We start from the raw sequence: 13,125 nt of genomic DNA on the forward strand, positions 1-13,125 counted from the left end.
ACCTAGGGAAATGCCCCGTTTGTTCCAAGCTTCGTGATAATCAGGTTTAAATTCCACAGCTTTGTCGTAGGAAGATATGGCTTCTTCATACCTGCCTAAATTACCTAGGGAAATGCCCCGTTTGTTCCAAGCTTCGTGATAATCAGGTTTAAATTCCACAGCTTTGTCGTAGGAAGATATGGCTTCTTCATAATTTTTTCTAACTCTTTGCAAATAACCTAATTCAAAAAATAATTCAGCTTTTTGTTCATTATTTATTTCATGTTCAATAATATCTATAATTTCTAAGATTTTCTGATTTGTTTCTTCATTGGTTAAATTTGCATATTTCTCATAAGTTCCTTCTTGAATAATCCGTGTAGCTTCTTGTTCTAGAGTTTTTGAATCTAAAGGAAAATCAAATAAACCAGAACGCCAATCAAAGAAATCGGGGGCGCGGTGAATAAAATATTTAATTGCAAACTGCGGTAATAAAAATATAAAACAAATATTAAAACTATCTCTAAACCGTTCTCGTTGTTGGTTGATATTAATTAAAAACGGTGGTACACTTTCCCAACTATAATGATGAGTTTGTCGACTATTCCAACCTACTAAAGTTTTGGCTTCTTCGTATTTATAGAATGAAGACTCTAAGCCTGTAATAAATAATATATTGATATTGTTTTTGTTAGGTAATTTATCAACTACTTCATATAAATTCGTCACATCTTTATCTAATTTGATAACTTCTATATTTTGATCATGAATATCTGCTTTCACTTGACTAATTAATTGTTCACCTCCGGACGGAGAACAACGCACAAATAATATACTAAAGCCGTCTGTAAACTGAAGTGTACGAATAAAGGCTTGATATTCTTCATCTTGTTCTATTGGTAAATCTTGATCCCAATCACTGAGTTTAAGAGGCATAATTTTAGAGGATTTTTTAATAAAATTGTTATTAATATTACGACTTTAAAAACCTAACCCCTAACCCCTTCCCTACAAGGGAAGGGGAACAAAAATAGAAAATTCAGAGCATCTAAACTTTTTCCTGTCCCCTCTCCTAAGAGGAGAGGGTTAGGGAGAGGTCTAACTATCCAGGATATACCAGAAACCTAACCCCTAACCCCTTCCCTACAAGGGAAGGGGAACAAAAATAGGAAATTTACAGCATCTAAACTTTTTCCTGTCCCCTCTCCTCTTAGGAGAAGGTTAGGGAGAGGTCTAACTATCCAGGATATACCAGAAACCTAACCCCTAACCCCTTCCCTAGAAGGGAAGGGGAACAAAAATAGAAAATTCACAGCATCTAAACTTTTTCCTGTCCCCTCTCTTGTTAGGAGAGGGTTAGGGAGAGGTCTAACTATCCAGGATATAATTGATTATAGGCATCCTGAAATGTTTTTATTCCTTTAATTAGAGGATGAATATCATACCAAACGTTACTTCCTCCCTCTGATTCGAGATAGCGATATTCTAAAATACAACGATTAAATAATAAACCCCGATGTAGCTGATCATTAACTATTTCTTTGGAATAATGAACATTTGCCAGAGATCTCCATTCATTCGCATAAATGGTATCTTTATATGTCTTTCGCAATTCGCTAATTGAACGCTGCAAGGTTTTGTCAGTAATAGGTAAAGTCGTTGTATATTTGAGTGCTTCCTTCATTAATAATAATAAATTCCGCGCATGACCGCCACTCATTAAACATAACATCTCTAAAGATGATCTGCTTTCAAATAAATCAACAATAGATTTATTAGGATCTACTTTCTTTAGTCGTTTTTGGAGAATTTCAATAACTTTATCAAGTCCTGGTGAAAAAGGCTCATTTTCCGGAGTTTTTACCATAATCATCGGTAAAACTTGGGGAAGTCCATAAATCTCTGTTAATGATGCTGCGCGGTCAGAATAAAGTAAAGAAATTGGGATAGTATAAACTAAATGACAATCTAAATTTTTGAGTTGTTCATTACGGTCTATAAAAATTTCGTCATGATTGCTACGTCCATCTGTTTGGGGAATAGGAACAATTCTATCTAGGTTATCAGCAATTAATACTAATTCGTGATATCCTGAAGGGAGATTTTTTTTAGCATCTCGAATAAATTCATTTAATGCCGTAGTTAAAGTGGGAGTATGGTCCTTAATTAAACCACGAATTTTTTGGCGTTCACCGGGTTCACTTCGCATTTTAGTTGTAATTTTGGCAAATTGCGAAATCTGTGCTTCAATTGATAATCCTTCTAAAGAAATTTTTATTTGCAATATATCTTTTAAATTGTCCCATCGTTCTTTTAACCAATTCAATACAGCTTGAGAATCAGCGATATCTTTCAATGCTGTTAAAATATTGCGAGTGCAAGCTAAAAGAATATCTGTATATTGAACATCCTCTGGATCAATATCTGCTTCATCTGCCGCAAAGTAGACGACAAAAAAACCCTTTTCATCTAAATCTTTTTGTAGTCTTAGTAATTCTGTAGATTTACCTGCACCACGATGACCTGCATACAGTTGACAGGTTTTTCTGTCAGAATATAATATCTCTCTCCCTACCGCTTCCAATATATCCCCATCTCCCCGTACATCAGTACAATCCACATAAGCAGGATCTCCAGCAGGTAAAGGTCGGAATGGGTCAAAAGCGTTATACAACTGTTTTAAGAAGGCAAAATTTGAGGTCATAGTCGTAAATTTCAGCATCTAGAGTTATATTAACGCAAAAACACTGAGATTTATATTTTTATTTGAATACTTACCAGCATCCAGAGCAAAACCTGCATAAATGCTATACTAAACGAGTAACTCTTAGAGTGATAAATTTATGAGTTCACCATTTCCAGGGATGAATCCCTACTTAGAAAATCCTGATTTATGGTCAGAAGTACATCATAGATTAATTACAGCGATCGCTATTGCTATCTCTCCTACTTTGCGTCCTCAATATCGAGTAGCTATTGAAAAACGTACCTATAGACTTGATACTGAAGACTCTTTATTAATTGGTATTCCTGATGTAGCAATTTTATCAGTTAAACAAGCACAAAAACCAAGTATTAGGAAAACTGCAATAGCGACTTTACCCACAGAAACAGAGAATAGGGCGATTACTGTAACCTTACCATTACCTTTAGAAATTAAAGAAGGATATTTAGAAATTAGAGAAGTTTCTACAGGTAAGGTAGTAACTATAATTGAGATACTTTCTCCCACTAATAAAAAAACTAAAGAAGGTAGAAAATCCTATTTAGATAAACGGGAGAAAATATTGCAAAGTGATACTAACTTAGTAGAAATTGACTTAATTAGAACTGGGGAAAAAATGCCCATTGTCACCAGGATTTCTGATACAGATTATCGCATTTTAATTGTGAGATCCTATCGGTTTCCATCGGCTCAATTATTTGCATTTTCCGTCAAACAAACTATACCTAATTTTCCCATACCTCTACAAAAAGGAGAGGAGGAAATAGAGTTAAATTTACAGAATTTGTTCTTAGAAATATATGAACAAGCTGCATTTGATTTAACTTTAGATTATCATATTCCTCCTGTACCAGACTTGTTAGCGGAAGATCGAGAATGGATGGATATATTATTAAAAGAACAAGGAAGAAGAGAGTAAATAAAAATTATTACTGACATTGCCGTTAAAATGATTGATTTGGTCTTAAAAATCCCCGTATCTAGAGACCGGGGATTATCAAAAATCCTACTCTACTTCCACCACACTAATAATCCTCTCATCCCTATTGAGTTGACAAATACTTTCACCCTTACTATCTTTGTTGAGATTAGGAACTGCATCTACCGATACGCGGATAACTCGCTCCTTATTTGTCAATAATGCAACCTCCGAACCTGGTTTTGCTGCTACCATAGCCGCTAAATTGTCGGTTTTATTATTAAATTTCACAAGTTGTATTCCTAAATCCCCCCGATTCGCAGCCCTCAACTGATTAGCATCCATAATTTTGCCATATCCCTCTTCAGTCACTAGCAATAATTGGTGATTTTTACTGACATTGACACAACCAACCATTTGCTGATTTTTCAAAAGGCGGAAAGCTTGTAAACCCATTGCAGCCCGACCCATAATCGGTAATTGTTCATCATTAACCGGAAACCTTAATAGACGACCGCTAGAACTCGCCAAAATTAGATGTTCTCCGCTGCTAAGGAATTGGGTAAACGCTAATTCGTCATTATCTTTAAGCTTCAAAATTGTAATTCCTCGCCGTGAGAAATTCACAAATTCCGACAAAGATAGGCGTTTAATCCGTCCTTCCTTCGTTAACAGAACCATTTCCAACGTTTCGGGTTTTTCTGGCAACAAGAACCGAGTAATGATACCTTCCGTGTTACCTTGAGCGGTACTGGTAAGCATCGTAATCAATGGCGTTCCTCGTGCTGAACTTGTAGTGAGCGAAGTCGAACTACGTCCAGTAGTTAGAGGAATATCTCCCACCGTAATGGGATAGACTTTACCACCGCTAGTGAGGATTAACAGGTCTTTGTGAGTATTAGTTAATGCCGTTTGGATCAGGAAATCATGATCTAGCAAGCCGTTTTCCCCTTTTGTTTTTTTACTGTTGGGGGAAATCCGCCGCACATAACCCCGCTGAGTAACTTCGACAATAGTTTCCTCTAGCGGTGCTTCCGGTTTAGGAGTGGGAATTTTCGCTGGAGAATTATCTGCTGCGGCTACTGCTGCTGGTTTAGCTTTACCTTTCTCTTCGGAAACTGGTTTTTCTGTAGTGTGAATTATTTTCGTCCGTCGCGGATCATTGTACTTCCGTTTGAGAGTTCGCAAATCTTTTTTCAGGGCTTTGAGTAATTCCCGTCTGTCGTCCAGTAATGTCCGCAATACGCTAATTTCCCGGTTAAGTTGGTCAAATTCCTGTTGTAAATTTTGCTGTTCTAAACCAGTGAGACGACGTAAGGGCATAGACAAAATGGCATCTGCTTGGACATCACTTAAATCTAGGCGATTACAAAGTGTCATCTTGGCGGTACTGCCATCGGGCGCTTGCCGTAATATAGCAATAACATCATCCAAATTTGCTAAGGCTTTCAGTAATCCTGCCAGGATATTTACCCGATTTTCCGCTTTTCCTAATTCGTAACTGTAGCGACGGTTGAGAGTATGTTCTCGGAACTTGAGAAATTCGTCTAATAGTTGTCGTAAGGTTAATTGGCGAGGTTGTCCATCAACTATAGCTAAGAGAATCGCGCCAAAGTTAGTTTGTAAAGCAGTTTGGTGATATAAATGCTGGAGCAATTCCTGGGGATTTGTATCGCGTTTGAGTTCAATAACTACACGCATTCCGTCTCTGTCACTCTCATCTCGAATGTCAGAAATTCCTAGTAAACGACCTTGGTTGACTAAATCGGCGATTTTTTCAATCCAACCAGCCTTATTAACTTGAAAGGGCAGTTCAGTGACTATTAATGCTGTCCGGCGTTTAGTTCCCCTGGTGGCAGGAATTTCTTCCATTGTGACGATGCCGCGCATGATAATACTACCTTTACCAGTGGTATAGGCTTCTCTAATGCCGCCATGATCAACAATTTCCCCACCAGTAGGAAAGTCGGGACCAGGAATTAATTGAAATAATTTTTCATCGCTTAACTCTGGGTTGTCAATTAAGGCGATTAAGCCATCAACGATTTCTCCCAAATTGTGGGGGGGGACATTTGTAGCCATACCTACGGCAATTCCTGCACAACCATTCAGTAACAAAAATGGTAATTGAGCCGGGAGTACGGTTGGTTCTTGTTGGGAATTGTCGAAATTACCAGTAAAATCCACAGTTTCGTCGGCAATTTCCGCCAACATTCCCTCATGTCCCACCGGTGCAAGACGGGTTTCCGTGTAACGCATGGCTGCCGGTGGGTCATTATCAACGCTACCAAAATTACCATGTCCTCCCAGTAAGGGATAACGGCTGGAAAAGTCTTGGACTAGCCGAACTAAGGCATCATAAACTGATTGATCACCGTGAGGATGATATTTACCGAGAACGTCTCCCACTACACGAGCGCATTTTCGGTAAGGTCGATCTGGTGTTAAACCGAGTTCGTGCATGGCATATAGAATCCGCCTATGTACTGGTTTTAACCCATCTCGAACATCTGGTAAGGCTCGCCCCACAATCACACTCATGGCATATTCTAGGTATGACCGTTGCATTTCGGTGTGTAGGGCGGTGGTGATGACCTGTCCCTTGGAGAGAAGGTTTAACTGTTTTGCCATGAGGTTTTTCCCTGAATTTTGACTACACAACAGCCGCTAGAAGTTGACACGCTCCGCAATCACAGCATAACGGATTAAATAGAAATACTCACACAATCTTGATACTCATGAAGATAAAAAGCAGTAGTATTATCCTTGATGTGATCCAAGCTTATAGATTATTAAAAATACAATACAGATTGGTCAGGTGTTAACCCTATTTAATATAAAGTCTCATGAAAACTGTTCTAATTGTGGAAGATGATTTAATTAATGCTCGCGTTTTTTCTAAAATTCTGAGTAAACGCGGGGGATTGGGGGTAAAACATACGGAAAATGTAGAAGAGGTCATGGAAATTGCCCAAGCTCGTGAAATTGACCTGATTTTAATGGATGTGTCCCTATCACGTAGTGTATACCAAGGTAAGTCTGTTGATGGGATCAAAATTACACAAATGTTAAAGTCTAACCGACAAACAGCCAACTTACCAGTGATTTTAGTGACCGCACACGCGATGGAAGGAGATCGGGAGAATTTTTTGAACCAAAGCGGTGCTGATGCTTATATTTCTAAGCCTGTGGTTGATCACCAACTGTTTATTGACCAAATTATGGCTCTTTTACCACCAGAATAGTCAGTTGTCAGTTGTCAGTTGTCCGTTGTCAGTTATCCGTTGTCCGTTGTCATCCGGTCATTGGCAAATTCTTTCCCCCTGCTACCTGCCCCCTTCCCCCTGCTCCCTGCTCCCTACCACCAGTACATCACGGCGTAAATAAAGCAACCATATTCAATCGCCAAAAAGCTTACTGTATATTAGTTTTGACTTTTGACTTTTGACTTTTGACTTCCGCCCTGCGGTACTAGGGTGCTTCCTCCTGGGGCTGTGAGGCTGATTTAATTTGTGGTAATTCTAAGAATTTTTTGGTGTCTGTAAGTAAGCGATCGCCCCACAGGTTTTCTTTGAGAAAATCTAAGTCAGCATAACGGGAATCTATGCGGAGCGCGGATACTCCCATTTGTAAACTTTTTTGTTTATCGCCCTGATTATAGGAAGCTACGGCTAAAGCTAATAAAGGTTCTGCGGCTTTTTTATCAATGCTAACTGCTGTTTGCCATTGCTGGATCGCTCCGGTGACATCACCTTGTTCGTATTTGATTAAACCAATATTGTTAATTGCTGGCCAAAACTTTTTATCTTGGTTGACTGCTAAATTGAATTGAGCGATCGCATCTGGGAATTTCTGTAACATCAAGTAAGCATTGCCCAAATCAAACAACCCTCCAGAATAATTGGGTTTTAATTTCAAACCAGCTTGATAATTGGTAATAGCTCCTTGGTAATCTTTTTTTTGAAACTTAGCTGAACCCAACGCAAACTGCACTTCAGGATTTTTAGGATTGAGGGTTTGGGCTTTGCTCAAGGAGGTAACAGCCTGATCAAATTCTTTATTTTGTAAATGCAAACTCCCCAGTAGCCACCATACTTTGTCATTCTGCGGGGCTAATTTCGTAGCCAACTGCGCTCTGAGCAAAGCTGGTTCAACCTGCTGAAACTGAGCTAATTGAGCCGCTTGCTGGGCTAAATTCAAGCCCTGTTTCTCTAATTGAGCATTATCAACTTGCACTGTATGCGGAATGAATGCTTGAGCATGAGCAGCTTTTGGCAAACTCCATACACTACAGGCAACTAAAAGAGAAATCAACCGAATATATTTTGGCACACTACCACCTACTAGTCCGAATATTGGAATCTTATCGCTAACGCCACGCTATCAGATAGATTGGTCAATTGTCATTGGTCAGTTGTCAGTTGTCAGTTGTCAGTTGTCAGTTGTCAATGAGTAATTTTATTCTTCCTTCTTCCTTCTTCTTCTTCTTCTTCTTCTTCTTCTTCTTCTTCCTCCTCCTGACTCCTGACTCCTGACTCCTGACTCCTCTTATCAAAAATGGGTAGAATCACAGTGAAAGTAGTACCTTCACCCAGATTGCTGGCTACTTGAATTTGTCCTTGATGATGCTCGATAATGGCTTGAGCGATCGCTAATCCTAATCCTGAACCAGTAGTTGTGGCTGTAGCCGTTTTCCCACCTTTATGACTTCGTGCCGGATCAACTCGATAAAAGCGGTCAAATAATTTTGGCAGCGCGTCCGCAGGAATACCAGAGCCAGTATCACTAACTTTTACTTGTAAATGAGAATTAGTGTAACGCATTCCTGTAACTCGATTTATCCCCTCTATTCTTGCTAACTCTACTTTTATTACTCCCTGGGGTGGAGTATATTGCAAGGCATTACCAATCAAATTTGTAAATAATCTGACTAATTGCTCCCAATTTCCCGTGAGAGTAAACCAGTTTTCTAATAATTCGGGATTAACTTCCGTCAACGGAGAATCAACTAAGTTCAAACCCAGATTAATTTGTTTTTCTCTAGCTACAAATTGTTGTTCTTCTACAACTTCCATTAACAAAGCATCAAGAGGACAAGATGAAAATAAATCTGTATTAATCCCACTATCTTGTCTAGCCAAAAATAGCAAATCATTAACTAACTTTCCCAATCGTTGAGTAAGTCGTTCAACTACTTTTAATTGTTGTTTATATTGAACTGTATTTTTTTCTTCTTCCCGTGCATCCAAATCAGCCAAAGCAATTTGCACATTAGTTTGAATCAAAGCAATCGGACTTCTTAATTCATGGGAAGCATCAGCAGTAAATTGTTTTAAGCGTTGGTAAGATTCTCCAACTGGTTCCATAGCTTTGCCAGATAAAAACCAACCACTAGCGGCTACTGACAAGATCATTAGAGTGATACCTAAAGCCAAATCAAAAATTAATTCTCTGCTAGGTTTCGTTACCTCAAACCAAGGATGACTTACTCGTAAATATCCTAAAACCTGTCTTCCTTTTTCTATCCTTTTTGTAACTTGTCTAAATAACTGTGCAGATTCTCCCCATCCTCCCATTCCCTCTATTCGTACAGTTTCACCTGTATGATGAGTATGAATAGGAATATCTAATATTTGTGAAAAAGTTGACCATAATAATTCACCATTAGGACTAAACCACTCTAAATCAATCCGATCATCTTCGGCATTTTCAGCATTATTAGGAAAACTAGCTTCTACATTTACTCGCACTTGATTTGGTTGAAAGTTTATCGGTTCAATTACCAAAGAGCGCTCGACAACTTCCACCACATGATACAATGTATCGTCAATTCTTTCAATTAATGTACTGCGAACATACAAATATACTCCACTGGCAAATAATAATAGTAAAATCGCAGTTATAGTAGTGTACCAAATCGCTAACCGCCGACGAGTAGCTTGAAACAGATAAATAGACATAAAATTAATAAGCTTTCAAAATCGAGATCCCCGACTTCTTTAAAAATTCGGGGGACTGTAGTGTGAGCGTCTCGCTCACGCGGGCAAGACTTGTACTGAGCAGTTCGACCCTTCGACCCTTCGACCCTTCGACAGGCTCAGGGCATCGCAAGCTCAGGGCATCGCAAGCTCACTGTAACACTTGTCGATAGCGCAGCGTGGCGTTAGCCATAGTATGCCCGCACTACCAAAAACCCGTCAAAATAAATTTGACAGACCACTAGTAGCGCAGGGCGGAATTAAAAATTAACAATTAAAAATTAAAAAAGCAGATTGTATAAGCTTTTTAGGGATTTTTAATGGTTATCTTACTTACACTGTACTAGTTTGTGCCAGAGCAAAATCTTCCGTGCGAATAAAATGAGCTGAGTATGATTTCATGCTTCCTATCCTTGTGTGATCTAATCGAATAAATTACTCAGTTACTATTGAAACATTTAAATCGAAATATTTTATCAAAAAATAATTATTTTCTATACATAAAAATACCCACTTTAAAACTTAATCAGGTTTCTATACCAAGAATTGTTAAAATCTATGCCCCAGCCATTAAGATATTGATATTCATGCTCTATGGGCAATATCTGCCTTAATCTAGGTGATCATGGCAAAACCAAAAAAGAATTCTGATTCCATAAATCTGAGCGATCCACAATACTATATTAACCGTGAATTAAGTTGGCTAGAATTTAATCATCGGGTCTTACATGAGGCTTGTGATCCCAGAACTCCTCTGTTGGAAAGGCTGAAATTTTTGGCCATTTTTAGTTCCAATCTGGATGAGTTCTTTATGGTACGAGTAGCAGGTTTAAAGCAACAGGTAGAAGCCAGTATTAATTTATTAACGCCGGATGGACGCACACCAGCAAAACAGCTAGATGATATTCGTCTGCATTTGACTCCCCAACTCAAAAAACATAACGCAGAATTTGAGGAAGTTCTGCGACCACAGTTAGTAAAACAGGGAATCTATATTCTCGATTACATAGAACTGAATCAAAGACAGCGAAATTACTTAAATAACTATTTTGAAGAACAGGTTTTTCCGGTGCTAACTCCCCTCGCTGTTAATCCTGGTCATCCCTTTCCCCACATTTCTAATCTCAGTTTAAACCTGGCAGTGGTGGTCAAAAATCCCGATACTGAGGAGGAGTCTTTTGCTATAGTTAAAGTCCCGAAAGTCTTGCCACAATTTTTACCCTTACCACCAGAGTTGGGAATTCAGGAAGATGGTAAAACTGCTCATTGGATCGGAGTTCCCTTAGAACAAGCGATCGCTCATAACTTAGAATCCCTCTTTCCGGGGATGAGTATCCAAGAATATCACCCCTTCCGCATTACCCGTGATGCTGATCTGGAACTAGAAGAAGACGAAGCAGATGACCTGTTATTAGCTATTGAACAGGAACTTCGCAAACGCCGCATGGGTGGAAATACCGTCAGGTTAGAAATTCGCTCCCAAACCCCCGCATCAATTCGTTCCCGGCTCTTACCAGATTTGGGATTAACCGAAAGCGATATTTATGAAATTGATGGTCTTTTAGCACTGCGGGATTTAATGTATTTTCTGGCATTACCATTACCAGAACTTAAAGATCCCCCCCGTCAATCTGTTGTTCCTTCCCGCTTGCAACGGCTCAGAGAACCCTGTATTGATGCTGACGTTCCCGAACTAGAAGAAGGAAGAGACTTTTTTTCCATCATTCGCGAAAAAGATTTACTCGTCCACCATCCCTATCAATCCTTTTCTGGTACAGTAGTCCGCTTTATTACTAGCGCTGCCCATGATCCTCATGTTCTTGCCATCAAAATGACTCTTTACCGGACTTCTGGGGACTCACCCATAGTTAATGCTTTAATTGCTGCGGCAGAAAATGGCAAGCAAGTTTCTGTATTAGTCGAATTAAAAGCCCGGTTTGATGAAGAGAATAACATTTACTGGGCAAGGCGTTTAGAAAGTGTTGGTGTTCATGTTGTCTATGGTTTAGTTGGTTTAAAAACCCATAGCAAAATTGTTCTGGTAGTGCGCCGGGAAAAAGACAGAATGCGCCGTTATGTACACATTGGTACAGGGAATTACAACCCAAAAACTGCACGACTCTATACAGATTTAGGCTTATTTAGTTGTCGGGAAGAATTAGGTGCAGATTTAACAGATGTGTTTAATTTCTTAACAGGTTACTCTCGCCAAAAATCCTATCGAGAAATTATGGTAGCACCTGTGAATATGCGCGATCGCTTTCTGGAATTAATTAAGCGCGAAATTGAAAATGTCCACAATGGATTTTCTGGTCGCATCGTTGCTAAAATGAATGCCCTCGTTGATCCACAAATCATTTCTACACTATACGAAGCTTCTCGTGCAGGTGTACAAATTGACCTAATTATTCGCGGTATTTGTTGTTTGCGTCCCGGAGTGCCAAACCTGAGCGAAAATATTCGCGTCATCAGCATTATTGGTCGCTTTTTGGAACACTCCCGCATATTTTACTTCTACAACAATAGTCAAGAAGAAATATATATTGGTAGTGCGGACTGGATGCGTCGCAATTTAGATCGTCGAGTGGAAGTCATTACCCCCATTAAAGACCAAGATATTGCTAAGGACTTGCAAGAGATTTTAGGAATTATGTTGGCAGACAATCGTCATGCTTGGGAATTACAACCTGATGGTAGTTATATTCAAAGATGTCCTTGTGATAACTGTCCAGAAGCTAATTCTCAAAAAACTATTATGTCTATGACATTACGATCTGTAGGCATAAATTAAACTCTCATTAGTTGCAGCAAAAGTGAATAATAACCTCTGCCAATATCACCGACTTTTTTGATCAATTTTCTCATGAAAATAATTAATCGGAGAAGTCGGTGATCTCAACCATAGCTTAATTAACGTACCCTGCTGTAAATTCTTCTTCAGTCAATAAATATATATATTTTAAATAGTCTTCAGACTTACACAACTATCAGACTAAATGTATATTGGTGAGGATATTAGACTTGATATTCGGTGATGAATAACATATTTTGGAGATGCACTATGATAATATCCCAGTTTCATAAGTGCTGAATCTGTCGCCCCAGTATTATGCAAAAAACAGTTTTTTATGAAAAATTTGCATAAAAATTAACCTTTAGTGGCTACAATTCATCCATAAGATAAAGTAAGGAAAAATCTCCATATCCCTTTCCCAATCTGCCACCAATCAGCGATGATAATAAAAGATGAAAATAAATTATACTAAGCTTAAATTATGCTCGGCGGAATTTCTTTGGGAACACTTGGTTTAACAGTAGGTAGTATACTCACCATCACAGGTTTTGTTGCCTACTTCATGGATAACGCTACCCTCAATCTAGTAGGATTTTTCTATGGTTTTCCGCTATTACTGGGAGGTTTAGCCCTAAAAGCTAATGAACTTAAACCCATCCCCTTCAGCCAAACTACCACACCATCAATCCTCGAACTCAGAAAGCAACAGGCAACTGTCACACAAACTAAA

At 38.8% G+C, this 13,125-nt stretch carries 10 protein-coding genes; 5 read left to right on the forward strand and 5 right to left on the reverse strand.

Translation table 11 applies throughout. The annotated features are described in order from the left end of the window. Together PN450_RS09935 and PN450_RS09940 are read right to left on the reverse strand one after the other, a co-directional pair. A partial coding sequence (locus tag PN450_RS09935; RefSeq protein WP_271836166.1) for a tetratricopeptide repeat protein occupies positions 1 to 915 on the reverse strand: 915 nt, incomplete at its 3' end. A 436-nt stretch (positions 916 to 1,351) separates the two neighbouring features. After that, positions 1,352 to 2,683 (reverse strand): P-loop NTPase fold protein, encoded by a 1,332-nt coding sequence (locus PN450_RS09940; RefSeq protein ID WP_271836167.1) that lies wholly within the window; start codon positions 2,681 to 2,683, stop codon positions 1,352 to 1,354. Positions 2,684 to 2,822: 139 nt separating this feature from the next. On the opposite strand from PN450_RS09940, the gene PN450_RS09945 reads away from it, so the two are divergent. Further along, the gene (locus tag PN450_RS09945) at positions 2,823 to 3,623 is read left to right on the forward strand and encodes a DUF4058 family protein (RefSeq protein ID WP_168696783.1); all 801 of its coding nucleotides are present in this window, start codon (positions 2,823 to 2,825) and stop codon (positions 3,621 to 3,623) included. 87 nt (positions 3,624 to 3,710) lie between these two features. On the opposite strand, the gene PN450_RS09950 is transcribed toward PN450_RS09945, so the two are convergent. Then, the gene (locus tag PN450_RS09950) at positions 3,711 to 6,254 is read right to left on the reverse strand and encodes a DNA gyrase/topoisomerase IV subunit A (protein ID WP_271836168.1); all 2,544 of its coding nucleotides are present in this window, start codon (positions 6,252 to 6,254) and stop codon (positions 3,711 to 3,713) included. A gap of 215 nt (positions 6,255 to 6,469) precedes the next feature. On the opposite strand from PN450_RS09950, the gene PN450_RS09955 reads away from it, so the two are divergent. After that, the gene (locus PN450_RS09955; RefSeq protein ID WP_148759759.1) at positions 6,470 to 6,868 is read left to right on the forward strand and encodes a response regulator; all 399 of its coding nucleotides are present in this window, start codon (positions 6,470 to 6,472) and stop codon (positions 6,866 to 6,868) included. A gap of 11 nt (positions 6,869 to 6,879) precedes the next feature. Further along, on the forward strand, positions 6,880 to 7,071 hold the full coding sequence (locus tag PN450_RS09960; protein WP_148759756.1) for a hypothetical protein: 192 nt from the start codon (positions 6,880 to 6,882) through the stop codon (positions 7,069 to 7,071). A 23-nt stretch (positions 7,072 to 7,094) separates the two neighbouring features. Here PN450_RS09960 and PN450_RS09965 read toward each other — a convergent pair whose 3' ends face one another. Together PN450_RS09965 and PN450_RS09970 are read right to left on the reverse strand one after the other, a co-directional pair. Next, complete coding sequence (locus PN450_RS09965; RefSeq protein WP_168631842.1) at positions 7,095 to 7,955, reverse strand: tetratricopeptide repeat protein; 861 nt, start codon at positions 7,953 to 7,955, stop codon at positions 7,095 to 7,097. 113 nt (positions 7,956 to 8,068) lie between these two features. After that, positions 8,069 to 9,571 (reverse strand): sensor histidine kinase, encoded by a 1,503-nt coding sequence (locus PN450_RS09970; protein WP_271836171.1) that lies wholly within the window; start codon positions 9,569 to 9,571, stop codon positions 8,069 to 8,071. 655 nt (positions 9,572 to 10,226) lie between these two features. Here PN450_RS09970 and ppk1 point away from each other — a divergent pair. Next, positions 10,227 to 12,392, forward strand: coding sequence for a polyphosphate kinase 1 (ppk1, locus tag PN450_RS09975; protein WP_271836169.1), 2,166 nt, complete (start codon positions 10,227 to 10,229; stop codon positions 12,390 to 12,392). Between the two features lie 484 nt (positions 12,393 to 12,876). Further along, a partial coding sequence (locus PN450_RS09980; protein ID WP_271836170.1) for a DUF2854 domain-containing protein occupies positions 12,877 to 13,125 on the forward strand: 249 nt, incomplete at its 3' end.

It is taken from the genome of Dolichospermum lemmermannii CS-548 (genome assembly GCF_028330815.1).
Lineage (GTDB): Bacteria > Cyanobacteriota > Cyanobacteriia > Cyanobacteriales > Nostocaceae > Dolichospermum > Dolichospermum lemmermannii.